This window comes from Natronococcus sp. (assembly GCF_047921035.1).
In the GTDB taxonomy this organism is placed as follows: domain Archaea; phylum Halobacteriota; class Halobacteria; order Halobacteriales; family Natrialbaceae; genus Natronococcus.
On sequence record NZ_JBLRWX010000050.1, the window covers coordinates 1 to 24,973 of the forward strand.

Below are 24,973 nucleotides of genomic sequence, written 5' to 3' on the forward strand. Positions count from 1 at the left end.
AGCGCACGGAACACGTTTAGCGGAGCGTACGGCCTTCACCCTCGGGGTCAAGCCCCGAGGCACTCGGCCTGTTCAGCCTGTAGAATCCATCGTCGAAACTGACTAACACATCCCCGTCTACGGCTGCGTGGCCTCCGATGACGAAGTCCGCAGCGATATGCTGACGTGGCGTGAGACGCTCACCACAGTCTCGATAGGAGACGGTCTGTTTCGTTCCGCAAGACGGGCATTGCAGTCCATCCGGTCGTCGGCTCGTATACCGTTGGAACCGCTCACCCGCTTCGAACAGCGCCCCTCGAGACGGTTCGACGAGTCGAATACTGAGGTCCTCGAGAAACTGATCGAGTTCCGATGCCGTCTCGAAGTGGCCGTCTGCTGCGAGCTCGGCGTATACGATCGGTGTGATGACGACCCGTCCGTCCCGGTAGACGCGCCGCAGTTCGGCCTCACTCTCGTCGGCATGTTCGTCTTCGTACAACAGAGCAAGAAGTACGTTCGTATCGACTGCCGTGATCACGGCTCTCCCTCTGCCCCGTCGTTCTCTTTCTCGCCGACGTCTCGAGGGAACTCGCCACGGAGTCGACGCATTCGATCCGGCATCGTCTCGTCGCTCTCGGCACTCCCCCGGTACTTTTCGAACGGATCTTCCCCCTCTGCCGTGGTCGGCTCTTTTTTCTGGATCCTGTAGCCGGACGCGGCCTCCTCGAAGACGATCTCATCGCCCGGCTCGATACCGAGCGCGTCCCGGATTTCCTTCGGGATGGTGACCTGGCCCTTGGTAGTGACGCGCGGCATATCTCCAGTAAGCGGTAATGCCTACTGTGTATTACGTCTATTTTCATACCCGCGCCTCGGACGGCGAACCCGGGTGGCGCTACGTCCGTGACTCTCGGAAGAACCAATCCGTATCGAAAACAGCTGCCGCCCGAACGCTCGTGATCGAAACTCGAGCCGGCGCTTACTCGAGAATCACGATCGCCGACTCGGTCTCGAGCATCTCGCCGTCACCGGAGTACGTCCGCTCGAGCGAAACTTCGAACAGTTCGTCCTCGAGTTCCTCGCCGGCGACTCGCAGCACACCGGCATGGTCGTCGATTTCGTACTCGCCGCTTTCGATCCCCGAGTCGATCTCGCCGACCTTCGAGCCGTAGCGGGGGCCGAGCGTCGAGTAGTCGAGGTCGATCGAGGCGACCTCGGTCGTGATCTCCGGGGGCTCCTCGAGGGTCTCGAGCTCCCGGACGTGCATCACGTTCTGGATCGCGTCCTCGAACCCTTCGACGGGACCGTACACCGAGACGGCCTCGAGGTCGGCGTTCAACGAGAGCTGGTTCTGGCTCTTGTACCGGCGCAGCGCCGAGATGACCTCCATCGCGGTCTCGCCGGCCTCGAGGTCGGCCTCGTACCCCTGCGGGGTCGGCCAGTCGCGGACGTGGATGCTGGTTTCCGCAAGGTCGTCACCATCGCTGTAGCGGGCCTGCCAGATCTCCTCCGTGACGTGGGGCAGGAACGGCGCCCACAGCTCGAGGAACGTCCGGTGGGCGGTCCGCAGCGCGTACCCCGTCGAGGCGTTGTCCTCGCGCTCTTTGGCGATCTCGAGGTAGTCGTCGCAGAACGTGTTCCAGAAGAACGTCCGCAACCGATCGCGCGCCTTCGCGAACTCGTAGGCCTCGAGGTGGGCGGTCAGTTCCTCGACGGCGTCGTCGAGTTCGGCGAGCAGCCACCGGTCGATCGCCTCGAGTTCGGCGGGTTCGTCGGGATCCGCCGGAGCCAGGTTGTCGACGAGCTTCGAGGCGTTCCAGAGCTTCCGCAGGAGCTTCTCGCCCGCGGTGAGGTCCTTCTCCTGGTACGGGAAGTCGTCGCCGACGGCAGCGCTCGCCGCCCAGAACCGGACCGCGTCGACGGGGTACTCCGCGAGCACCTCGTCGGGGGCGACGACGTTGCCCCGCGATTTGGACATCTTCTCGCGGTTTTCGTCCAAGACGTGGCCGTTGATCAGCGTCGCGTCGAACGGCACTTCGCCGGTGTGCTCGTAACACTTGACGATCGTGTGGAACAGCCAGAAGGAGATGATGTCGTGGCCCTGCGGGCGCAGATCGAACGGGTAGAGCTCCGGGTTGTCCATCGAGAACTCCTGAGATTCCTCGTCCCAGTCCCAGCCCGCGTTGATCAGCGGTGTCAGCGAGGAGGTCGCCCAGGTGTCGAAGACGTCCTCCTCGGGATCGAAGGTACCGTTCCCGCACTCCGGACAGGTTTCGATCGGCGGCTCGTCCGAGAGCGGGTCGACGGGGAGGTCCTCCCGACGGGCCATGACCTCGTGGTCGCACTCGCTGCAGTACCAGACCGGGAACGGGATCCCCGAGTCGCGCTGACGCGAGATCAGCCAGTCCCATTCGAGGCCCTCGATCCAGTGCCGGTAGCGCGAGAACATCTTCTCGGGGTACCAGTCCATCTCCCGGCCGGCCTCGAGGTACTCCTCCTTGTGATCGAGGATCTCGACGTACCACTGCTTGGAGACGCGGTACTCGACGGAGGTGTCACAGCGCTCGTGGACCTGGACGGCGTGGGTGATCTCCCAGCGGTCCCGGAGGGAGCCTTCGTCCTCGAGGTCCTCGACGATGGCCGCTCGAGCGTCTTCAGTAGAGAGCCCCTCGTAGTCGCCGGCCAGCTCGGTCATCGTCGCGGACTCGTCGATCGCCACTCGCAGTGGCAGGTCGTGGGCCTGGTACCATTCGATGTCGTTCTGGTCGCCGAACGTACAGCACATGACGACCCCGCTGCCTTTCTCCATGTCGACGCGGTCGTCGGCGATGATCGGCACCTCGTGGCCGAAGATCGGCACCCGCGCCGTCTCGCCGACCAGGTCCTGGTTCTCGTCGTCGTCTGGGTGGACGAAGACGGAGACGCAGGCCGGGATCAGTTCGGGTCGGGTCGTGGAGATGACGAACTCCTCGCGGTCCGCGCCGTCGCTTGCCACCTCGAACGCGATGTCGTTGAAGTGCGAGCCTCGCTCCTCGTCTTCCATCTCGACCTGCGAGATCGCCGTCTCGCACTCCGGACACCAGATCGCGGGCGCCTTCTTGCGGTACTCCCGGCCCTTCTCGTAGAGGTCGAGGAACGAGAGCTGCGAGACGCGCCGGACGCGGGGTTCGATCGTCTTGTAGGTGTGGTTCCAGTCGATCGAACAGCCGAGCCCCTGCATCTTGTCCGTGAACTCCGCCTCGTACTCCTCACAGACTTCCCGACAGAGCTTCTGGAACTCGCGGCGCTCGTAGTCCTGGTGGCGGATGTCCAGTTCCTTCTCGGTCAGCCGTTCGCTCGCGATCCCGTTGTCGTCGTAACCGAACGGGAAGAGGACATCGCCGTCGTACATCCGCTGGAACCGGGCGGCGAAGTCCTGGACCGTGTGGCCGTAGAGGTGGCCCATGTGGAGACTGCCCGACACCGTCGGCGGCGGCGTGTCGATCGCGTAGGTGGTGTTGGGGTCCTGTCCGGGATCGCCGTCATAGGCGTAGACCTCGCTGTCGACCCAGCGGTCCTGCCAGCGGTGCTCGACGGCTTCGGGGTCGTAGCCGCCCTCGAGGGTCGGTTCCTCTCGCTCGCGGGTTTCGGGGTCCGTGCTCATGCTCTCACCGCCCGGTGGGGGCGTCGTCGGTGCGTCGTCGTGGGGAGGATTCGGTCGTACATACCGGTCGTTGCTCGGTGAATGCTGGTCGGCGACAATACATCCGTCGATACGGGGTAGGAAAGTGGGGCTACGGGGCCCCTACGAAAACGGCTTCGCGGAACGCGCCGGTTCCGACAGCGCGGATCATGGTACCACTTCTGTGCGGGCGCTGTTAGGTGTTTCGCGTCCCTCGAGGTGGATCAGTCCGAAAGTCGGATTACGGCCCGAGATGGAGTCGGACGCCGAACCTCCCCCTCGAGGTACGCCGCCAGCCGCTCGAGGAACTGGTCGTCAACGTCCGCCTCGCCGCCGACGGCGAGCGCGATCCGGTCGTGCTCTCCGGGATCGTGTTCGCCCTGCATGACGAGCGAGAACAGCTCCCGCGGGGTGACCGGCTCGCCGGCCTCGAGCCGGTCGGCGACGCCCTCGAGGGTCGACTCGACGCTGGTTTCGACCTCGAAGGTGACGTCGACGGAGACGTTCGCGCCCCGTCTCGAGGCGGCACACGCCTCCTCGGAGTGGCGGACGGCCGGCACCAGCACGTCCGCGAAGTCGAGGCCCTGCTCGTCCGTGCCGATGTAGGCGAACGCGAGCATGGCCTTGAGTCCGTCCAGCGAGTCGGGATCGTCCGTCAGTTCCTCGAACACCTGTCGGCGATCCTTCTCCGAGAGCGTATGGAGGAGCAGATCGAAGTCCAGAACGGAGTCGATCACGCGCCGCCTGATGCGCGCTTCGGCGTTTCGCCGGGACTGTTCGTGGCCCATCTCGCGTTCGCCGAGCAGGAACGCGCGGTCGGCCGGCGTGAGGATTCCGCGGTCGCGGTCAATATCGGTGTTCATAATCAGGTTTGGATTATACGACATCGGATACCATCCGAACCGATATTAGCGCTTGGGTTCGAAGGGGAGATATGATCATCATCGAACGGCCGACTCTCGACGTCTCGGGCTCGCTCCTCGGGCGCCGAGCGTCGTCCGACTCCCGTCGAGTCCCCCGAGAACCGCCCCGCAGCGCGCCGATAAACCCCAGAGGACGATAGCGAATGGGCGGGTCGCTCGCCGACCGCTACGCCGACGCGATCGTCTCCCACAGCAAGCTGATCGTCCTGCTCGTGCTCGTGCTCACCGCCGTCGTCGCCGCCGGCGCCGCGATCGGCGAGAGCGAGGAGGGCGAGATCGGGCAGTTCGAAACCGATTCCGAGGAGACCGAGGCGCTCGAGGAGATCGACGAGACGTACGGAACTGACGATCGGATCGTCGCCCAACTCGTCGTCCGCGACGAGGGCGGCGACGTGCTCACCCGCGACTCGTTGCTCGAGGGGCTGTACCTGCAACAGGACGTCCGCGAGAACGAGAGCCTGAACGCCACGCTGGCCGACGAGGGGTTCGTCGCGCTCGAGAACGTCGTCGCGACGGGTGCGGTCTTCGAGGACCGCGCGGCCGAGGCCGAGGGGCCACCGGACACGAGCGAGCCCACGCTCGACGAACAGATCGAGGCCCTCGAGGACCGCTCCGACGACGAGGTCGAGGAGCTGCTCGCGGACGTGCTCGACCCCGACGCGGACAACCAGGGTGAGGATCCCTACGAGTTCCTGCCGAGCGACTACGAGCCGGGCTCGACGACCGCCGAGTCCCGGATCGGGTTCCTCTTCCAGATCGACGAGAGCGGCGACGACGAGGATCCCGAGGCCGCCTACGCGGCCCAGGTCGAGATCGACGGGCTCGTCGAGGAGCGCTTCGACGACGCCTTCCTCTTCGGCCAGGGCGTCACCGACGAGGCCTCGAGCAACGCGGTCGGCGACAGCTTCGCGATCATCACACCGGTCGCCCTGGTGCTCGTGTTGTTCGCGCTCGGGGTCGCCTACCGCGACGTCGCCGACGTGCTGGTCAGTCTGTTCGGGATCGGCGTCGTGATGGCCTGGCTCGCGGGTATCCTCGGCTGGCTCGAGATCCCCACGAGCCAGCTGCTGATCGCGGTTCCGTTCCTGCTGATCGGGCTCAGTATCGACTACTCGTTGCACGTCATCATGCGCTCTCGAGAGGCGAGAGCGGGCGTTCTCGAGCGCGACGAACGCGAGCGGGCCGATTCGGAGACGGTCGACGAACCGGCCGCGGACGGCGGCGACGGCCGAACGGTCCGAAACGGAATGCACCTCGGGCTGGCCGGCGTCGTCCTCGCGCTCGCCGCGGCGACGTTCTCGACCGGGGTCGGCTTCCTCTCGAACGTCGTCAGCCCGCTGCCCGCGATCCAGGACTTCGCGATCCTCTCCGCGGGCGGGATCCTCGCGACGTTCGTCGCCTTCGCCGTCCTCGTCCCCGCGCTGAAGGTCGAGGTCGACGAACTGCTCGAGGGGCGGTTCGGGATCGACCGACGGAAGGACCCGTTCGGGCGGAGCGCGGGTCCCGTCAACCGCGCGCTCTCGGGCGTCGTCTCGCTGGTCCAGCGGGCGCCGCTGGCCGTCGTCGCCGTCGCGCTGTTGCTCGCGATCGGCGGGGCCTACGGCGCCACTGGCATCGACACCGAGTTCAACCAGGCCGACTTCCTGCCCGAGGACGCGCCGGAGTGGGCGAAGTCGCTTCCGGGACCGCTGGCGCCCGACACGTACACGATCAGCGACGACGCCGCCTACCTCGGCGACAACTTCCAGGAGCAGGGCGAGGGGAGCCAAGCGCAGATACTGATACGCGGGGACGTCACCGATCCCGCGACGCTGGCCGCGATCGAGAACGCGACGGCGGGAATCGACGGCGACTCGAGCGGCACGATCGCGACCGGTCCGGGCGGAGTGCCCTCGGTCGAGAGTCCGGTTTCCGTCGTACAGGAGGTCGCAGACGAGAACGAGTCGGTCGCCGCTGCACTCGAGGAACGGGACACGGACGGCGACGGACTGCCCGACGAGGACCTCGAGGGCCTGTACGACGAGCTGTACGAGGCCGACGAGGACGCGGCCGCCACCGTGCTGTACCGCACCGACGAGGGCGAGTACGAGACCGCCCGCATGCTCGTCGACGTCCGCGGCGACGCCTCCGCACAGGCCGTCGCCGGTGACACGCGCGCTCTCGCGAGCGTCATCGAGGCCGACGCCCCGGTGTCGGCGATCGCCACCGGCGGCCCCGTGACGAATGCCGTCGTCCAGGACGCGCTGCTCGAGACGCTCGTCCAGGCCTTTGCCGTCACGCTGGTCGTCATCCTCGTCTTCCTCACCGTTCTCTACTGGGTGCGCCATCGCGCGCTCACACTGGGGGCGATCACGCTCGCCCCGGTGGTCGCCGCGCTGGCGTGGCTGCTCGGGACGATGGCGCTGCTCGACGTGCCGTTCAACAGCGAGACGGCGGTCATCACGAGCCTCGCGATCGGACTGGGCGTCGACTACAGCATCCACGTCGCGGAACGATTTATCGACGAGTCGGAGCGCCAGGCGTCGCTCAGAGACGCCCTCGGCGCGACGATCACCGGTACCGGCGGGGCGTTGCTCGGTAGCGCACTGACCACGGCGGCCGGCTTCGGCGTGCTCGCGCTCGCGCTGGCGCCGCCGCTCCAGCGGTTCGGACTCGTGACGGGGTTGAGCATCATCTTCGCCTTTATCGCCTGCCTCACCGTCCTCCCGTGTCTGCTCGTGGTTCGGGAACGGGTGCTCGAGCGCGTCGGGTCGCCGGAGTCGGCGTAATACGGTTTACTGTAAGTCATTACCGGCGCAACCGCGACCCGTACGGCGGTTGCGCCGGTAAATCGGTACAGCAATCCGTATAAGTCTCGGCCGTCGCGCCGGACGGCCCGTGCCGTCCGATGAGTTATGATCGTTCGCGTGGGTATCCCGTGCATGGAGACGGCACCGAATCTCGCCGACTACGAGGGACTCTCGGCGGTCTTCGAGTGGGACAGCATCTACGCCGACGCCGACTGGGACGCGCCCGACGAGATCAACGTCGCCCACGAGGTCTGCGACCGCTACGAAACCGATCGGGGCACCGTCGCGCTGTACTTCGTCGGGAGCGACGGCGAGCGCGAGCGGATCGCGTTCTGGGAGCTCGCCCAGTGGTCGAACCAGTTCGCGAACCTGCTCGAGGGACTGGGAGTCGAGCGCGGCGACCGCGTCTTCGGTTACACACCCCGCATCCCCGAGCAGTACGTCGCGATGCTCGGCTCCCTGAAGGCCGGCTGCGTCTACGGCGGGATCGACCCGCAGTTCGGTCCCGAGGGGGTCGCCTACCGGCTCGCGGACGCCGAGGCGAGCGTCGTCGTCACGACGCCCGAGAACCGCGACACCCTCGAGACCGCCCTCGAGGACGTCCCCTCGGTCGAGCACGTGATCGTCATCAGCGACGACGGCGTCGGCGTCCGCCGGGGCGACGTCAGCTACTACGAGGCGATGGACCGCGCGAGCAACGAGTACGAGACCGTTCGAACCGCGGGCTCCGATCCCGCCCTGCTGTACTACACTAACGGCGCCACGGGCCCGGCGAAGGGCATCGTCCACGGCCACCGCTGGGTCGTCGGGATCGCCGCCGCCCAGCTGTACGCCGCCGACCTCCAGCAACACGAGACCGACCTCTACTGGGGCACCGGCGACCGGGGCTGGCTGACGGCCCCGGTCAACGCGCTCGGCGTCTGGTTCTGGGGCCACAGCATCCTCGCCTACGAGGGCGCGTTCGATCCCGACACCTGGACCGCCCTGCTCGAGGAGTTCCCCGTCACCGTCCTCTCGAGCGTGCCGACGTTGTACCGCCGACTCAGGGACGAGGCCGACGCCCTCGACCCCGCGGAGCTGGATCTCCACCGGGCGATGAGCACGGGCGAACCGCTCGAGGCCGAGCTTATCGAGTGGGGCGAAGAGGCGCTGGGAACGCCGATCGCCGACAGCTACGGTCAGGCCGAGACGGGCAACATGATCGTCAACACCTACCCCTCGATCGAGACCCGGCCCGAAAGTATGGGGAAACCGCTGCCCGGCGTCGAGGCGGGGGTGGTCGACCCCGACACCGGCGAGGAACTCGAGCCGGGCGAGACGGGCGAGATCGCCGTCAAAGGCGAGTTTCCCTGCTTCTTCCTGGGCTACTGGGAGGATCCCGACCGCACCGACGAGGCGTTCGTCGGCGACTGGTACCTGACGGGCGACCTCGGGCGGGTCGACGACGATGGCTACTTCTGGTACCGGGGACGGGCAGACGACGCCGACGAACGGTAACGCGTTCCGGCTGGCTCGGAACCGTTCTGTTCTCGTGAACGTGATCGCCAGCGTCGGCTCGCAGATCAGGTGGGTCGCCGTTGGACGTGCCACTCCGAACCACAATACCGTCGCGGAGGTCACTGCAGCCCCGATATCTGATCCCACCCTCGAGCGGACGATCAACCCGTTTTCGTCCTCGGTGACGGTCGTGAACTGAGTGACGTACTCGGTACGGCCGACAGATGTCGGCGTTGGTACGACCGTCCCTGATCGGTGAGCGACCGTCGTCGCCTGCGCTCGAGAACAGTCGAAAGTCGAAAGCGGTTACGGGCGTGGCACCGACGACGACAGCGGCCGATCGTCGATCAGAGGCCGGCGTCAGTTGGTTTCGAGAACTAGCAGGTCGTCACCGGCGTCAACCTCCTGTTCGTTTTCCATAACGAACTCCGTGATCGTCCCGTCCGCCGGAGCCGTGATATCGTGGAAGTTTTTCATGACGCCGACCAGCCCGACGACGTCTCCCTCGGCGACCTCGTCGCCCTCGTCGACGAAGGTCTCCTCGTCCGGGTCGGGTCGCGTATAAAAAACGCCGGGCATCGGTGACTGGATGTGTTCTGTCGTCATCTACGAAATCTTACGACGTTGTACAGGCCCCGTACATATAGACTTTGACAAAGCCAACCCTTCGACATTCGTCTGTAAACTTGATTGTGCCGGATTGTTTACGGAAACTAGTACTGATAGCGACAGTTCCAGAGCCGTACTATAGTCGGTATCTATACAGTGGTAACGGTTCTCTCACCCGGTAGGATGAGTGACCGAACGATAGCGAGACAGGAGTTGCCCTCTCCGCGGTACGAGTACGGCGGAGACGACTGGGTATTCGTCGAACTCGACGAGGCGATGAGTTTCGACGCGAACTTCAAAGCGCAGGCGATCACGCAGGAGATTCGAGGGAACAGTCTCGAGGGGCTCGTCGAGGTCGCACCGTCGAACGCCTCCTACCTGATCCAGTTCGATCCGGGCGTACTTCACCCGGACGACCTGATCGACGAGCTGAAATCGCTCGAGGACGAGATCGACGTCTCGGAGTACCAGTGGGAGGCGCGAGTGTTCGACATTCCGGTCTTCTACGACGACCCGTGGACCCGCGAGACAGTGATGGACTTTCGAGAGCGCCACCAGGATCCGGACTCGACGGACCTCGAGTACTCCGCCGAGATCAACGGCTTCGACTCCGTCGAGGCGTTCGTCGACCACCACTCCGGCGCGCCGCACATGGTGACGATGATCGGCTTCGTCCCTGGTCTCCCGTTCTGTTTCCAGATGGTCCCTCGCGACGAACAGATCGAGGTTCCGAAGTACGAACAGCCGCGGACGGCGACGCCGAGCCGAGCGATCGGATTTGGCGGCGCGTTCACCGCGATCTATCCCGTTCCCGGGGCAGGCGGCTACCAGCTCTACGGTCGAACGCCGGTCGAGGTGCTGGACGTCGATCAGGAGTTGTCGGGGTTCGAAGACTCGATGGTGCTCCCGAACCCGGGAGACATCCTCAACTTCCGGAAAATAGGTCGGGAGGAGTACGACTCGATCCGCGAGGAGGTCGAAGAGGGAACGTACCAGTACAACTACGAACGGGTCGACTTCGAGCCGCAGGCGTTCTTCGAGGACCCGCGCGGCTACAACGAGGGGCTGCTGGAGGTGCTTGACTGATGCGTATTCTCGACGGCGGACTCGTCACGACCGTCCAGGACACCGGCCGCTACGGCCACTATCACATCGGCATGCCGCCATCGGGCGCGATGGATCAGTTCGCCCACACGGTCGGCAACTGGCTCGTCGGAAACGACGACTCCGACGCGACCCTCGAGATGACGTACATGGGTGCGGACGTCGAGTTCGAGGACGACGCCGTCTTCGCCGTCACCGGTGCGGACATGGACCCCTCGCTCGAGGACGAACCGATCCCGACCTGGACGGCCGTTCGGGCCGAGGCCGGCGACACGCTCAGTTTCGAGTTCGCGACGGAAGGCGCCCGCTCGTATCTCGCCGTCGCCGGCGGGGTCGACGTCGAACCGGTGATGGAGAGTCGATCGACGTACACCCTGATCGGAATCGGCGGCCACCAGGGGCGGTCGCTCGAGGACGGCGACGAACTACCGATCGGCGAGCCGGCGACGGACGCCGACGCGATGGTCGGCACCTCGATCGCCGAGGAACACAGACCGGACTACTCGACGACCGAGATCAACGTCGTGATGGGACTCTGTGACTACCGGCTCACCGATGAGGGACGACAGCGGTTCCTCGACGCCGATTGGACGGTCTCCGACGAGGCCGACCGGGTCGGCTACCGGTTCGAGGGGCCTGACATCACCGACATGTTCGAAGAGCGCGAGCAGCCCTTCGGTGCCGGGCCGGACGTCACCAACGTCGTCGACCTCGGCTACCCCGTCGGCTCCATCCAGATGGCCGGTCAGCCGATCATTCTGATGCGAGACGCCGTGACGGGCGGCGGCTACGTGACCGTCGGGACCGTCGTGAGTCCCGAGCGCGACGCGCTCGCTCAGTGTCGAACCCACAACACTGTCGAGTTCAATGCCGTCGACGTCGAGGAGGCCCTCGAGATCCGTCGCGAGCGAGACGAACTCCTTGAGGAGATTCGGGGGTCGTTGTAGTGCCCCGACAGATGATCGACAAAGTACTCGTTGCGAACCGAGGCGAGATCGCGGTCCGCGTGATGCAAGCGGCAACCGAACTCGGAATCGAGACGGTCGCCGTCTACAGCGACGCCGACGAGACGGCGAAACACGTCCGTCGCGCCGACGAGGCCGCCCACGTGGGCTCGTCGGTCGCCGGCAAGAGCTACCTCGATCAGGACTCGCTCATGGAAGCGGCGGCCGAAACCGGCGCCGACGCGATCCACCCGGGCTACGGCTTCCTCGCGGAGAGCGAGTCGTTCGCTCGCCGCGTCGAGGACTCCGAGTTCGTCTGGGTCGGTCCGCCGTCGGACGCGATGGCTGACTTCGGCGAGAAGACCAAGGCTCGAGCTATCATGGACGAGGCTGGCGTTCCGATCGTTCCCGGGACCGACGAACCGGTCGACGATCCGGAGCAAGTGAAAGCGTTCGCCGACGACCACGGCTACCCGGTCGCAATCAAGGCGGACGGCGGTGGCGGCGGACGCGGGCTGAAAGTCGTCGACGGACCCGAGGAAGTCGATGAACAGTTCCGGGACGCCAAACGCGAGGGGGAGGCGTACTTCGACAACGACGCCGTCTACGTCGAGCGGTTCCTCGAAAATCCGCGACACATCGAGGTGCAGGTCATCGGCGACACGCACGGGAACGTGCTCCATCTCTACGAACGTGACTGCTCCGTCCAGCGACGCCAGCAGAAACTCATCGAGGAGACGCCCTCAGCGGCCCTCGACGAGGAGACGCGAGACGAACTCTGCGAGTCCGCTCGAGTCGGCCTGGCCGAAGCCGGGTACAGCAGCGCCGGCACCGTGGAGTTCCTCTACGAGGACGGCGACTTCTACTTCCTCGAGGTGAACGCCCGGATCCAGGTCGAACACACGATCACCGAGGCGGTCACGGGTATCGACGTCGTCAAGGAGCAGTTCCGGGTCGCCGCGGGCGAAGAACTGTCATTCGACCAGTCCGAGGTCGAACCGCGGGGCGCCGCGATGGAGTTTCGCATCAACGCCGAAGACCCCTTCGACGAGTTCAACCCGACGCCCGGCACCCTCGAGACGTATCGGCCGCCAACGGGAATTGGAGTCCGCGTCGACGACGGTGTCGACGAGGGGGACAGGATAAGCCCGTTCTACGACTCGCTCGTCGGTAAATTCGTCGTCACCGCCCGGGACCGGACGGAAGTCCTCGAACGCAGCAAGCGAGCGCTCGAGGAAGCCGAGATCGAGGGGATCTCGACGACGATTCCGTTCCACCTCGCGGTGCTCGAGGACGAGGTGTTCGTCGAGAGCGACCACACGACGAAGTACCTCGATCGACAGTTCGACGGACTGGACGACTCCTGACGGGCGAGGTGGCGACCGATCCGCTCACACGAGTTCGTCGAGGCGAGCCAGCTCGATCCCCTCCGCCTCGAGTCGGTCGTGGATCGTCTCGAGCAACTCGACCGAGTTCGGGCCGTCGCCGTGAATACAGATCGACGACGCGGGAACGTCGATCGTCGTCCCGTCGACGGCCTCGACCTCGCCGCGTGTCGCGATGGAGACGACCCGGTCCGCGACCAGTTCCGGATCTTTCGGCTCGATTTCCTTCTCGACGATGAGCGTGCGGTCGGAGTTGTACTCGAGGTCGACGTAGCCCTCGAAGACTGCGTCCAGTTCGTCGAACTCCTGGGCGACCTCGTAGATGTTCATGTCGGTCGCCAGGTAGACGAGATCGGGATCGACCTCGAGGACGCCTTCCATCACGGCGCGGCAGTGGGCTTCGCTCTCGGAGAGCATCGAGTACATCGCGCCGTGGGGTTTGACGTGCTGGACGGACGCGTCGTGGCGTTTCGCGAACGCCATCAGTGCGCCCAGCTGGTAGACGACGTAGTCGCGAACCTCGTCGGGAGTCGCGTCGATCGTCCGGCGACCGAACCCCATCTTGTCCGGGAGGCCGGGGTGGATGCCGATCCCCACGTCGTGTTCTGCGGCCAGTTCGACGGTTTCGCGAAGGACGTGCGGATCGCCCGCGTGGTATCCGCCGGCGATGTTCGCGGAGGTGATGTACGGCATCACCTCCTCGTCGCGGCCCATCGTCCAGTTCCCGAAGCTCTCGCCCATGTCGCAGTTGATGTCGATTGCAGTCATCGTTGAAGTGGGTGTGTCGTACGTTCGTCACCCCCACACTTGAGCGTCGCGAGAGCGACCACCGAACCGATGCCGACCGACCGACACTGCTACGGACGTCGAAGTCTGCCGGCTCTGTGGCTCTACGGGCTTGAGCTATCGTTCGAGTGCGCCCGCACCCACAGTTCCCCGATCCTCGAGAGTCGGGTTCGGTAGGACTTCCCGTGTTCCTCGCGCTCGATGTAGCCCTTTCCGCCGGGGCCGAGCCGGTCCACGTTGTAGATCACCTTCGAGCGGAAGCTATCTGTGTACTCCTCGTTCAGCTCGCGGGCCAGCGACTCGGCGAGTTCGGAGACCGAGGCGAACTCGCCGTCCTCGCCGAGCTTGTACAGGATGAGCTCCTCGAACGGCTTGACGTTCGAGAACGAGGCAACCGGGAGCTCGACGACGTGCTGTCCGTCGATCTCCTTGGCGCCGATCGTCGTCCCGCGCTCGTCGAACTCCGCGAGCAACGCGCGGGCGCTCTCGAGGCGCCTCTCGACCCGCTCGTCCTCCAGGTCGCCCTCCCGTTCGAGGTCCTCGAGCAGGTCGATCCCCTCGCGCAGCTCCTCGGCGAGCTCCGTCTCGAGGTACTTCTCCGGGGCGGTGTAGTAGGTGTGGATCGCCTCGCGTTCGTCCTGGCGTTCGACCATCAGCGAGTTCGCCGCGGTCGCGAACGCGAAGCTGACGGTCCGGGGCATCGCGGCGACGTTGACCCACACTTCGTGGCCACGATCGAGCTCGGCCGTGATGAGGTCGTAGGCCTGCTCGAACGCCTCGTCGTAGTCGTAGACGTCCTCGAGGACGAACCGCTCGGTCTCGGCGCCCAGCAGGTTCCGGAAGTCGGTCTCGAGCTTCTCCGAGAGGTGCCGGGAGTACTCGACGTTGGCCTCGCTGCCGACGGCGCCCTCGAGCAGCACGACGCGGTCGACGTCGATCTGATCGCGGACCAGCGGCGCGATCAGCCGGTCGTAGTCGAAGCCGACCGGGACGATGTGGGTTTGCATAGCCGATACTTCGTCGGCGACGTAATGAAACCAGTGAGGTCCATCGCGATCGATCAGCTCGAGTCGTCCGTCGACGGGCGGGCGGATCCGCCGTCGGTCCGCGTCGTATCGGGTTCGTCGACGACCGCCGCGACGATCTTCTGCTGGGCCGACCGGAGGTGTTCGTGGAAGGTCGCGGGCGTGATGCCCAGGGTCTCCGAGATCTCTTCGCCGGAGCTGTGTCGGGGCCACTCGAAGAAGCCGGCGTAGTAGGCCGTCTCGAGGACGGTGCGCTGGCGGTCGGTCAGGACGCCGTAGAGGTGGTCCTGGATCTGGGCGATCGACTCGTTCGTGGGCGTGACCTGCCGTCGGGCGATATTCGTCGCGTCCGGGTAGACGTCCTGGATCGCCTCGGTCACGGCCCGGACGTCCGCGCTCTCGGGCAGGTGGATCGTCATGCGGTAGTCGCCGCCGTCGATGGCCGCCGACTCGACGTACCCGCCGTGGGAGGCGACGACCGAGAACAGTGGCGGCGACGTGATCGTGAGTTCGAACGTGATCTCGCCCGCCGATTCGTCGAGTATCGCCACGTCGTCCCAGTGGGGGACCCGCTCGACCAGCGCCTCGACCTCCGGAAACGCCTCGACTGTCGTCACCCCGTACTCGAGGAACCGGTCGTCGTCGACCCGGACGACCCGTTCGAACGAGACGTGTCGGTCGGCCATCTCCGGGCCGTCGAACAGCTCGACCGCGTTTTTGATCTCGTACTCGAGTTCGACCAGCTGATCGCCCATCAGGGCGCGCTTGCGCTCGATGGCGGCGATGGCGTGGCCGAGGATCTCGCCGAGCTGGCCGATCCCCTCGCCGACCGCCTCGGTGAAGGCGTGTGGGTGCGCGCTCGTCACGCCGAGGACGCCGTAGAGGCCCCCGCCGTGGACGATCGGAATCGCGGCGGCCGATCGGTACCCGAGTTCGCGGGCGTCCTCGCGCCAGGGCTCGAAGTCGGGGTCGGTGAGGACGTCGTTCGACACCTGAAGCCGTTGCGTTCGGATCGCGCGGCCGGCCGGCCCCCGACCCGCCGGCTCGTTCGGATCGATCGAGAGCGGGATGCGCTCGACGTAGCCCTCGATGCCGGCCTCGGTCCGCTGGATCACCTCCCCCGACGCCGAGTCGACGCTGGCCACGAACGCGAACTCGTACCCCGGCGTGTCGGCCAGCGTCTCGCAGGTCACCCGCTCGAGTTCCGTCCGGCTCGCGTCGGTGACGATCACGTCGTTGATCGCTCGCATGACCTTGTAGACGCCGTTCAGTGCCTCCATTCGCTCGCGCTGGCGCTCGGAGCGCTGCTCGCGTTCCTTCCGTCCGCTCACGTCCCGGAGACAGCCCGTCAGGTACCGTCCCGCGGGTTCGATGCGTGCTTCGAGCCAGGTCTCGGCGGGCACGTGGTAGGTGTCGGCGGTGACCGGCTCTCCGTCCTCGAGGGCCCGCTCGTGCGCGCCGTCGAACAGCGACCGGAGTCGTTCAGCGGTTGCCGCACCCGTTCGCTCGCTGTCGAGGAGTTCGTCGACCCGTTCGTTGACGAAGACGCATTCGAGGTCACCGTCGAGTACGTAGACGCCGTCCGGGAGTCGGTCGAGAAGCGCCTCGGTGCCCTCGACGTCGCCGCTTCCGAGGAGCGCCGCGGGGTCGCCGGGACGGGGATCCTCGTCCATAGCTACAGCGCGTCGCTCAGCGCCATAAGAGTACTACATTATAAATGAGGTATAATTGGCGAATACTACTCCGTTCGATCGACGCGCCTTCTCCTACTCGGAGCCCTCGTCGGGGTCGACCGAACGGATCAGCGACGCGATCGTCTCGCGGTCGCGCTCGGGGTCGACCGCGAGCGCGTCGAAACCGTCGAGCGTCTCGAGCGGGAGCGTCCCCCCGGCCATGCCGTAGGCGTCGTCGGTCGGCCAGATGGCGACGTTCGCCTCGGCCGCGAGCGTTTCTCGGTCGGTCTCGAGGGCGGGCGACAGCGGGTAGCTGGCGTCGAGGACGTACCACCGCCCTTCCGTACCGTCGGGTCGCTCGAACGAGAGCGTCTCGCGGGTGTCCTCGACGATCAGACCGTCGTCCTCGACGAGGTCGACGAACTGCGATCTGGCCTTCGGCGCGGCCGTCGAGAGGACCGACGACGGCGAGATGCCGACGGACGACAGCGACGGCGAGAACCGCATATCGACGGTAAACAGCGACCGAACGGGGATGTCGCTCGAGCCGAGTTCCGCGAGCGCCGAAGCCGTTTCGGCGGGCTCGTACACCGTCGTCTCGGCGGTGATCGAGGTGAGCAGGACCTTCGACTCTCCGGTACGGGTGCCGGCACGGTGCCACGTTCCGGCGACTGACTCCGGCAGCGCAGACGTCATCGACGTCGAGTACGCGATCGGTCCCTTTCGGTGTGTTGCTCTCGTGTGCCGCCTGGCGGGGTCAGTCGGCCTCGAGGCCGTCGAAGTAGATCGTCCGTCGCTCGTCGGCCGCGGGTGTCGTCAGCAGCGAGACGCCGACGGTGACGACGAGCCCGAGTCCCATCCCGACGAGGCCGGCCGTCCAGCCGGCGTACGCGCTCGGGACGACGGCGGTGAAGAGACTCGAGAGGTAGAACGCCTGACTGGCGAGGATCCCCGCGGTGATTCCCGTGCGGGTCGTCCCCCGCCAGTAGAGCGCGACCAGCACGGGCAGGGCGAGCTGGGCGAACCCGCTGAAGGCGGCGTCGCCGAGTTCGAACAGCGTCGCCGGCTGGGCGAGGCTGCCGACGAACGCGGCCGTCGCGAAGCCGACGACCCCGATGCGGGCGAGCAGGTCCTCGCGTCGCTCCGAGAGGTCGCGCTCGACGAACGGGCGGTACAGGTCCCGCGTGAAGTACGACGAGCCCGACAGCAGCATCGAGTCCGACGAGGACATCATCGCGGCCATCGCGCCGGCGATGACCAGCGCGGCGAACCAGACCGGCGTGTACTCGGCGAGGATCACGGGGAGAACGTTCTCGCCCTCGGCGATCGTGACGTCGAGCCCGCGGGCCCAGGCGCCGAGCAGGAACGAGGGGACGAACAGCAGCACGCACAGCAGCGGCCAGAGCGCGAACGATCGCTTGAGCACCCTCTTCGAGCCGGCAGCGAAGAAGCGCTGGTTCACCTGCGGGAACATCGCGACGCCGAACCCGATCGTGATCGCCGTCGAGAGCATCCACTGGACGGTGTAGAAGTCGCTGCCCAGCGCGAGGTGGTGGGCCGCCTCGGCCTCGAGCGCACTCGAGGCCGCGCCGGGCCCGCCGACGGCCGCCAGCACCCAGACGAGCGCGATCCAGGTGGTAACGAGCATGAACGCGCCCTGGAGGGTGTCGGTCCAGGCGATCCCCCGGAAGCCGGCGACGACGACGTAGAGGATCATGAAGGCGGTGATCAGTCCGGCGCCGACGGCGTACGGGACCGCCCCCTCGGTCAGCGCCTGCAGCGCGGTGCCGGCGCCGACCTGCTGGAGCATGACGTACGGAAACAGCCACAGCAGGCTGACGCCTGCGACGAGCCCCCTGAGTCGGCGCGAGGCGAACCGGTCGCCGAGCATCTCGCCGAGGGTGACGTACTCGTACTGTCGCCCGAGCAGCCATTGCTTGTAGCCGATCACGTACCAGAGGATCGCGAAGATGATCCCGTCCATCAGCCCCATGACGAGCACCCACTCGGGACCCTGCTGGTAGGCGATGTTCGGCCCCGCGAAGAACGTAAACGCCGACAGCAGCGTCGCAAAGGTCGTAAACAGTAGCACGATCGTCCCCACCGTGCGGCTCGCGAGGTAGAAGTCCTCGGCGGTCCGATCGGTCAGGCGGTAGGCGACCAGCCCGATCGCGAGCGCCAGCAGGAGGTAGCCGACGATGATCCCGAGCTGGATCGCGACCGTCACCGTCGCTCACCTCCGGCGTCGACACTCGAGTTCGATCCGGAGGGGCCGTCGCTCGAGCTGCCGTCCGATTCGATCCCGATTCCCCAGGCCCGTTGGGCGAACAGCCAGAACACGAGCGACGCGAGAAACATCCACCCGACGTGCCACCAGAGCCAGAGCGGGATCCCCGCGACGAGCGTCGCGTCGCCCCAGAGGAACCACGGGATCGTGAGCGCGCTCAGCCCGACCGCGACGGCGACCCATCCCCACAGCGCCGGACGTGACATACGTCGTCGTTCGTCCCCATATGGGTAACTTTTACTGTTCGATTGCGGCTATTGAATAGATTTTTCCATCGGTATCCGGAACCGATCGTCCCCATCCAATTTCTCGTTCGGCGAAATCGATATTTCAGGGAGGAAAAGGAGTATATGTGTCGGGAATCGAATGGGAACAACGCATGGCCCGGCTGTTCCCCTTTCGCTCGGAGCCGGAGACCGGGGAGGGGGACCCCCGGATCGTCGACCTCGAGGGCGAGGAGGCCGACGCGGTGTTCGGCGCGCTCTCGTCGACGACCGCCCGCCGGATCTACGCGCGGGTCGACGACGAGCCGAGTACGCCAAGCGACATCGCGGAGGCGATCGACTCCTCGATCCAGAACGTCCGCTACCACCTCGAGAAGCTGGAGGAAGCGGGATTGGTGGAGGTGGTCGACACCTGGTACTCCTCGCGGGGCAACGAGATGAGCGTCTACGCGACGACCGACGGCCCGCTGATCGTCACCAGCGACGAGTCGAAAGCCTCGCAGCTCCGAGCCGTTCTCTCGCGGTTCGTCGGCGGCCTCGCCGCGCTGGCGGGTGCGAGCCTGCTCGTCCAGTACGGCGTCACCCGCTGGTTCGGACGGGACGGGGCGTCGCCGGGAGCGGCCGACGGCGGGGACGCCGCGAGCGAGGACGAGGGGGTCGGCATCGCCAGCGAGGACGCCGACGAGTCGGGTCGGACGGACGACCCCGGCGCGAGCGACCCGAACGGGGACGGCGTCGACGGGATCGACGCGATCCTCGAGGGCGGCGCCGAGACCGCGGAGGCGGTGTTTGCGACCGCACCGCCCGGACTGCTGTTCTTTCTGGGCGGGCTGGCGGTGTTGCTCGCGGTCACGTGTTACTGGTACTGGACCCGTCCGGCGTACTGATCCTCGGGGCCGCAGGCGACCGCCCCGCTATCCGGGCGTCCACAGGTCAACAGCTATTTGCGTCTCACTGCCCTCACTCTAGGTAACTGTCCGGACGTGCGGTCTCGTCTCGGTGTCCCCGTCCCGCCGGGGGCAGATCTCCATGGAAGACACCTCGAAATACCATATCCACGCGAACGTGACGGCTGACGGGGTGGTCGAGCGAAGCGACGTCGTCGGTGCGATCTTCGGCCAGACGGAGGGCCTGCTGGGCGACGAACTCGACCTCCGCGACCTCCGCCAGTCACAGAAAGTCGGCCGTATCGACGTCGAAATAACCAGCACCAAGGGCCAGTCACACGGAACGCTCACCATCGCGACCAGCCTCGACAAGGTGGAGACGGCGACGCTCGCGGCCTCGCTCGAGACGATTACCCGCGTCGGTCCCTGCCGGGCCTCCCTCGAGGTCCGCGAGATCGAGGACGTCCGCGCGGCCAAACGCAAGGAGGTCGTCGACCGCGCGAAGGAACTCCTGCGAACCGGGTTCGACGACAGCGTGATGACCTCCGAGGAGATCTTAGCGGAGGTGCGCCAGCACGTCCGCGTCGAGGACATCACCGAGTACGAGGGGCTGCCGGCCGGCCCACGAGTTACGGACAGCGACGCGATCATCGTCGTCGAGGGCCGGTCGGACGTGCTGACCCTGCTGAAGTACGGCGTCAAGAACGCCATCGCCGTCGAGGGGACGAACGTTCCCGACGCAGTGGCCGAACTGACTCGCCACCGCACGGTCACCGTCTTCCTCGACGGCGACCGGGGCGGCGACCTGATCTTCGAGGAACTCTCTCAGGTCGGCGAAATCGACTACGTCGCGTTCGCCCCCGCAGGCGAGTCCGTCGAGGAACTCGACCACCACCAGCTGTTCGCCGCGCTGCGGAACAAGGTGCCCTACGACAGCGTCTCGGGGCTCAACGAACCACGAGAGGCCGTCGCCGCGACCGACGGGAGCGCGACGCCGGCACCGCCCGCGTCGTCCCCACACACTCTCGACGAGGAGTCCCCGGACGACCCGCCGACCGGATCGAACCGCCGGACGGACGCGACCCGGTCGTCGGGGACGGACTCGAGCGCCGCCGGGGAGACCGACCCGTCGCCGGAGGCCGAGACGAGTTCTCCGAGTGCCGACCCGGCGACGGCCGAGTCGTCGGTCGACGAGGGGCCACAGACCGTCTATGGTCACGCGACCCTCGTGATCGCCGGCGACACCGACCAGGTCCGGTTCCTCGATGCCGACGGCGACGTCCTCGAGGAGGCGCCCGCGAGCGACGTCTACGACGCGCTCGAGGCGGCCGAGACGGTGCCGACGACGATCGTTCTCGACGAGATCCTCGACCAGCGACTGCTGGACCTCGCCGCCGACCGCGGTGTCGACAGGATCGTCGCCCGCTCGCTGGGCCAGTTCACCAAGCGGCCGACGGCGGTGCAGGTCCACGCGGCCGACGACGTCGCCGACGCGCCGCCGACGGAGTGACCGCTCACCGAGTTTGTGAGTCGCTCGCAGCGTCCTCGCCGTCCGAGGAGTTGATAATCGAGCGGGACCGAGTCCGAACGTTCATGCCTCCATCAGCTTTCGCCGCGGTCGCCCTGCTCGGTTTCTGGGTGCTGATGATGTTCGCCGTCACCGCCGCCACCGGCGAGGATCAGCTCCGCGCGACGGGGTGGGTCGACGACTCGACGCCCGACCCTTGCGAGCGCCCGGGATCGAAGGATTAGCCGAGGATCGCGAACGACAGGCCGAGCAGTGCACAGACGAGCGCGCCCGACAGCGTCGCCAGGAAGTTGACGCCCTGATTGCCGAGCAGCGGTCCCTCGAGGGTCGCCCCGAGGAGGCTGTCGACGGTCATCCCGACGAAGCCGGCTGCGACGATGATCGCCGCGCCGACGACGCCGACCTCGGGAAACAGCGCGTAGGAGGTGACCGCGACGATCGCCGCGCCGACGACGCCGGCGACCTCCCCTTGCCAGGTGACCCCGCCGTCGGTGCCGGGTTCGACGGGCTCGAGCGTGGTGATCAGCCGCGGCTGCTCGAAGACGCTGCCGATCTCGCTCGAGAGGGTGTCGCTCATCGCGGTCGCGACGGAGCCGGCGAACGCGAACAGGAACAGTTCGGCGTCGACCGGGAGGAAGGCGGCCTCGCTGGCGGCGTAGCCGAGGACGGCGACGAGCCCGACGGCCGCGTTACCGAGGACGTTGCCGGTCCCGCGGGCGCCGTTGTTGTCCTCGGCGACGCCCAAGTCTTCCTTGCGATCGTAGCGAAACTTCGTCGAGAGCCCGCCGATCGCGAAGAAGGAGATGAGGACGACGAACCAGCCGTACCCCCCGAGCACGATCGTCAGCAGGCCGAGCAGGACGCCGGTGAGCATCCCGGCGATCGACGCCGTCTCGAGGGCGTAGGAGGCGTAGCCGAGCGCGGCGGTGATCGCCAGCGCGATCGCGATCCCGGTCGCGCCGAGGGCGGGATCGAGCTCCGCGAGCAGCCAGAGCAACAGCCCGACCGACAGCATGACGACGGGATCGTCGTAGAGCAACAGGACGTCCCGGAGGAGCGCGGCGAGCAGGGCGCCGCTGGCGGCGAGAAACAGGATCGTCGGCAGGGCCGACTGGATCGAGCCGCCGGTGAAGCTGACCGTCGCCGCCTGGCCGACGACGGCCGCGACGGTCGCGACGAGACAGAACCCCGCGGCGTGGACGACGTCGCTGTCGGATCGCGTTCGGACGAGTCGCTCGCCGAAGTTCCCGTAGCCGATCAGAAACACCGTCCCGACGAACACCGCGGTCGTCATCGAGGACTGGACGGCGAGCAAGCCGAGCGCGACGCCGGCGAGCACGAACGCCACGAGCCCGTAGAGGCGCCCGTCCTCGTAGTCGTCGGGGTAGGCGAGCAGATCGAAGATCGGCCCGTCCGTAACGGCGACCGCTCCGAGCAGAACGACCGCGGCCAGCGCCGCCGCGATCTCGGGACCGAAGAGCGGAACGGCGAGCGAGAGCGTACACAGCAGCGCGAAGACGCCGGCTCGCCGGACGGGTTCTGTCACGGTAATCGGTCCTTTCTGTGGGGATTACTTGAACCTTCGTGAACCGGCTCGAGCCCGATTTGCAGCAGGTAGCGGGGCTGGCTCGAGCGTTTGGGTTCGATCGACCGAACCCGTAACCGGTATGCCATCGGCCCGGAAACGGGAGGGTGTGGGTCTGTACGAGCGCTACCTCTCCGTTCGCATCGCCCGTCACGATGCCGACAGCCCCGACCACGTCGCGCTCGTGATCACCGAACGCGACCTGCTCGAGCGCGGCGCCTACGAGACGCTCTCGGCGTTTTTCGACTGGGCGTTCGAGTACGCCGCCCGCGTGACGGTCTACGTCAGCGTCCTCGACGCCGCCGCGATCCCCGCCCTGCGGCGGGAGCTCGAGGCCGTCGACGCTCCTCGCGAAGTCGCCGTTCGCACCCCCGACGACCCGACACAGGCCGACGCGCCGATCCAGATCGGGATCGGTCTCGGCGGCAAACACGAGTTCACGAGCGCCGTTCGAACGCTGGCCGAGAGCGTCGACGCGGGCGAGCTCGAGCCCGACGAGATCGACGACGAGCGCGTCGAGGACCACCTCGTCTTCCCCTCCGAGCCCGACCTCGTGATCAAGACGGGCGCCGAACGGCTCTCGGATTTCATGATCTGGCAGTCGGTCTACTCCGAACTGTACTTCACCGACGTCAACTGGCGAGACTTTCGCAAACGGGACTTCCTGCGGGCGGTCCGGGAGTACTGCAACCGCTCGAGGCGGTTCGGTCGGTAACTCTCCGGGAACCGGTTCGGGACAGAACGTGCGTATAGCACAGACGTTCGACTGCGATATATATGCTTGACGACCAATTAAGGGTATGAGCGTTATTGCCGAGTTTTCCGTCAAATCGGACGATCTCGCCTTGCATCATGCACTCACAGCGGCTCCACAGATGATCGTCGAGGTCGAGCAGGTTGTGGCGACGATGGAAGATCGGCTTATGCCGTATTTCTGGGTGAGCGGTGGCGATCACGCGGAGTTCGAAGCGGCGTTTCAGGACGACGACTCCGTGGCAAACATCACTAGTATCGATGAAGCTGACGGGGCGAAACTGTACCGTGGTGAGTGGACGGAAAACGTCGAGAGCATCATCTACGCCTACGTCGAACTCGGGGCGACGATCCTTCGAGCAATCGGGAAAGCGGAAGAGTGGGAGCTACGGATGCGATTCGACAGTCGGGACGCGCTCTCGGAATTTCAAGAGTACTGTAGTGAGAACGGTATTTCGTATGAACTCAAATCAATCCAGGAACAGGAGCAGCCGATAGCGAGCGGCCAATACGGTCTCACACCGAAGCAACGCGAGACGCTGGTCGCTGCGCTCGAAGCAGGCTACTACGAGGTTCCACGAGCGGTGACCATGCACGAACTGGCGGATCGAATGGGGGTGGCCCAGCAGACGCTCTCGAACCGATTTCGCGCTGCACACAACAATCTTATTACGAGTACGTTGACGATCAGCCACCCGGGTGAGGACGACGATGAGGAGTGATTCTCCGGTTGCGCACCGTCTGGACTCCACCACTCGAAGTAGTACTATACAGCACGCCTCCTTTTATGCAAAGGTGTGTTTTCTTCTTTCGTGGTTGGGTCTACTACCGAGTTCGACACGGTTCTCGAACTGTGTCAAGCGCAACACCGTCGCATCATCCTCGCAACACTCGCACACGAGAAACGATCGGTAACGGTAACCGATCTCACGAAGGCGATCCTCAAACACAATCATCACACGCCTCTTGCAGAGGTTCCCGAAGAAGAAACAGAACGGATTCGGCTGGCGCTGCACCACGTGCATCTCCCGAAGTTAGCGGACCAATCGCTCGTCGGCTACGATCAGGAACAGCAGCTGGTGGAACCAACTCCCCGGTTCGATCAGATACTGCCCCAGCTTTCAGCCATCATCAATGCCGATCCCGATCTTGATCTATCAATCACAGTGTGAGATCGGTCAGAATCGTCATTCGAACAACGGAGAGATTTGATCCTTTTCAGTAGTTCGTAGAACGGAGACGACGACCTCATACGGTTTACTGTAGTCAATTACCGCCGATCGCCGACCCCGTTCTGGCGATCGGCGGTAAATAGTTACAGCAATCCGTATCAG

General features: G+C 66.0%; 23 protein-coding genes. 11 read left to right on the top strand and 12 right to left on the bottom strand.

Features of this window, described 5'->3' with window-relative positions; translation table 11 throughout:
* Positions 1 to 16: 16 nt before the first annotated feature.
* From ACNA7R_RS11505 to ACNA7R_RS11520, 4 genes are all read right to left on the bottom strand, one after another.
* The gene (locus ACNA7R_RS11505) at positions 17 to 517 is read right to left on the bottom strand and encodes a PIN domain-containing protein (protein ID WP_416283705.1); all 501 of its coding nucleotides are present in this window, start codon (positions 515 to 517) and stop codon (positions 17 to 19) included.
* Positions 514 to 795, bottom strand: a complete 282-nt coding sequence (locus ACNA7R_RS11510; RefSeq protein ID WP_416283706.1) for an AbrB/MazE/SpoVT family DNA-binding domain-containing protein — start codon at positions 793 to 795, stop codon at positions 514 to 516. Before ACNA7R_RS11510 ends, ACNA7R_RS11505 begins: the two co-directional genes overlap by 4 nt.
* A 163-nt stretch (positions 796 to 958) precedes the next feature.
* Positions 959 to 3,622: a valine--tRNA ligase gene (locus tag ACNA7R_RS11515; protein WP_416283707.1), complete on the bottom strand. Its 2,664-nt coding sequence runs from the start codon at positions 3,620 to 3,622 to the stop codon at positions 959 to 961.
* A gap of 242 nt (positions 3,623 to 3,864) precedes the next feature.
* Positions 3,865 to 4,503, bottom strand: coding sequence for a hypothetical protein (locus ACNA7R_RS11520; RefSeq protein WP_416283708.1), 639 nt, complete (start codon positions 4,501 to 4,503; stop codon positions 3,865 to 3,867).
* A 203-nt stretch (positions 4,504 to 4,706) separates the two neighbouring features.
* On the opposite strand from ACNA7R_RS11520, the gene ACNA7R_RS11525 reads away from it, so the two are divergent.
* Positions 4,707 to 7,331, top strand: coding sequence for an efflux RND transporter permease subunit (locus ACNA7R_RS11525; protein WP_416283709.1), 2,625 nt, complete (start codon positions 4,707 to 4,709; stop codon positions 7,329 to 7,331).
* 153 nt (positions 7,332 to 7,484) lie between these two features.
* Entirely contained in the window at positions 7,485 to 8,849 is a 1,365-nt protein-coding gene (locus ACNA7R_RS11530) for an acyl-CoA synthetase (protein WP_416283710.1), read from the top strand.
* A gap of 360 nt (positions 8,850 to 9,209) precedes the next feature.
* On the opposite strand, the gene ACNA7R_RS11535 is transcribed toward ACNA7R_RS11530, so the two are convergent.
* Positions 9,210 to 9,455 carry an acetyl-CoA carboxylase gene (locus tag ACNA7R_RS11535; RefSeq protein ID WP_416283711.1) on the bottom strand — a complete coding sequence of 82 codons (246 nt, stop codon included), beginning with the start codon at positions 9,453 to 9,455 and terminating at the stop codon, positions 9,210 to 9,212.
* Positions 9,456 to 9,641: 186 nt separating this feature from the next.
* Between ACNA7R_RS11535 and ACNA7R_RS11540 the strand changes: the two genes are divergently transcribed.
* Genes ACNA7R_RS11540 through ACNA7R_RS11550 form a run of 3 tightly spaced genes read left to right on the top strand, consistent with a single transcriptional unit; the run spans position 9,642 to position 12,873 of the window.
* Entirely contained in the window at positions 9,642 to 10,544 is a 903-nt protein-coding gene (locus ACNA7R_RS11540; RefSeq protein WP_416283712.1) for a 5-oxoprolinase subunit B family protein, read from the top strand.
* Positions 10,544 to 11,509 (top strand): biotin-dependent carboxyltransferase family protein, encoded by a 966-nt coding sequence (locus tag ACNA7R_RS11545; RefSeq protein WP_416283713.1) that lies wholly within the window; start codon positions 10,544 to 10,546, stop codon positions 11,507 to 11,509. The genes ACNA7R_RS11540 and ACNA7R_RS11545 overlap by 1 nt, the downstream gene beginning before the upstream one ends.
* A gap of 11 nt (positions 11,510 to 11,520) precedes the next feature.
* On the top strand, positions 11,521 to 12,873 hold the full coding sequence (locus ACNA7R_RS11550) for an acetyl-CoA carboxylase biotin carboxylase subunit (RefSeq protein WP_416283714.1): 1,353 nt from the start codon (positions 11,521 to 11,523) through the stop codon (positions 12,871 to 12,873).
* A gap of 24 nt (positions 12,874 to 12,897) precedes the next feature.
* Here the strand turns inward: ACNA7R_RS11550 and ACNA7R_RS11555 are convergent, their stop codons facing one another.
* The 6 genes from ACNA7R_RS11555 to ACNA7R_RS11580 all read right to left on the bottom strand — a co-directional run bounded on the left by ACNA7R_RS11555 (position 12,898) and on the right by ACNA7R_RS11580 (position 18,868).
* Positions 12,898 to 13,659 (bottom strand): LamB/YcsF family protein, encoded by a 762-nt coding sequence (locus ACNA7R_RS11555; protein ID WP_416283715.1) that lies wholly within the window; start codon positions 13,657 to 13,659, stop codon positions 12,898 to 12,900.
* A 122-nt stretch (positions 13,660 to 13,781) separates the two neighbouring features.
* Positions 13,782 to 14,684: a DUF6293 family protein gene (locus ACNA7R_RS11560; RefSeq protein WP_416283716.1), complete on the bottom strand. Its 903-nt coding sequence runs from the start codon at positions 14,682 to 14,684 to the stop codon at positions 13,782 to 13,784.
* Between the two features lie 53 nt (positions 14,685 to 14,737).
* Positions 14,738 to 16,375 (bottom strand): bacterio-opsin activator domain-containing protein, encoded by a 1,638-nt coding sequence (locus ACNA7R_RS11565; RefSeq protein WP_416283717.1) that lies wholly within the window; start codon positions 16,373 to 16,375, stop codon positions 14,738 to 14,740.
* A gap of 93 nt (positions 16,376 to 16,468) precedes the next feature.
* Positions 16,469 to 17,071, bottom strand: a complete 603-nt coding sequence (locus ACNA7R_RS11570; protein WP_416283718.1) for a hypothetical protein — start codon at positions 17,069 to 17,071, stop codon at positions 16,469 to 16,471.
* 61 nt (positions 17,072 to 17,132) lie between these two features.
* On the bottom strand, positions 17,133 to 18,602 hold the full coding sequence (locus ACNA7R_RS11575; RefSeq protein ID WP_416283719.1) for a sodium:solute symporter family protein: 1,470 nt from the start codon (positions 18,600 to 18,602) through the stop codon (positions 17,133 to 17,135).
* Entirely contained in the window at positions 18,599 to 18,868 is a 270-nt protein-coding gene (locus ACNA7R_RS11580; protein WP_416283720.1) for a DUF3311 domain-containing protein, read from the bottom strand. Before ACNA7R_RS11580 ends, ACNA7R_RS11575 begins: the two co-directional genes overlap by 4 nt.
* A 173-nt stretch (positions 18,869 to 19,041) precedes the next feature.
* On the opposite strand from ACNA7R_RS11580, the gene ACNA7R_RS11585 reads away from it, so the two are divergent.
* From ACNA7R_RS11585 to ACNA7R_RS11595, 3 genes are all read left to right on the top strand, one after another.
* A complete protein-coding gene (locus ACNA7R_RS11585; protein ID WP_416283728.1) occupies positions 19,042 to 19,773 on the top strand; it encodes an ArsR/SmtB family transcription factor in 732 nt (243 codons plus the stop codon).
* A 142-nt stretch (positions 19,774 to 19,915) separates the two neighbouring features.
* Positions 19,916 to 21,283, top strand: coding sequence for a DNA primase DnaG (gene dnaG / locus ACNA7R_RS11590; protein ID WP_416283721.1), 1,368 nt, complete (start codon positions 19,916 to 19,918; stop codon positions 21,281 to 21,283).
* An 83-nt stretch (positions 21,284 to 21,366) separates the two neighbouring features.
* A complete protein-coding gene (locus tag ACNA7R_RS11595; RefSeq protein ID WP_416283722.1) occupies positions 21,367 to 21,525 on the top strand; it encodes a hypothetical protein in 159 nt (52 codons plus the stop codon).
* Here ACNA7R_RS11595 and ACNA7R_RS11600 read toward each other — a convergent pair.
* A complete protein-coding gene (locus ACNA7R_RS11600; RefSeq protein WP_416283723.1) occupies positions 21,522 to 22,847 on the bottom strand; it encodes a DUF92 domain-containing protein in 1,326 nt (441 codons plus the stop codon). The genes ACNA7R_RS11595 and ACNA7R_RS11600 overlap by 4 nt on opposite strands.
* 148 nt (positions 22,848 to 22,995) lie before the next feature.
* On the opposite strand from ACNA7R_RS11600, the gene ACNA7R_RS11605 reads away from it, so the two are divergent.
* From ACNA7R_RS11605 to ACNA7R_RS11615, 3 genes are all read left to right on the top strand, one after another.
* A complete protein-coding gene (locus ACNA7R_RS11605) occupies positions 22,996 to 23,601 on the top strand; it encodes an undecaprenyl diphosphate synthase family protein (RefSeq protein ID WP_416283724.1) in 606 nt (201 codons plus the stop codon).
* A gap of 85 nt (positions 23,602 to 23,686) precedes the next feature.
* Entirely contained in the window at positions 23,687 to 24,361 is a 675-nt protein-coding gene (locus ACNA7R_RS11610) for a bacterio-opsin activator domain-containing protein (protein ID WP_416283726.1), read from the top strand.
* A 90-nt stretch (positions 24,362 to 24,451) separates the two neighbouring features.
* A complete protein-coding gene (locus ACNA7R_RS11615; RefSeq protein WP_416283727.1) occupies positions 24,452 to 24,811 on the top strand; it encodes a hypothetical protein in 360 nt (119 codons plus the stop codon).
* The last annotated feature ends 162 nt before the right edge of the window (positions 24,812 to 24,973 follow it).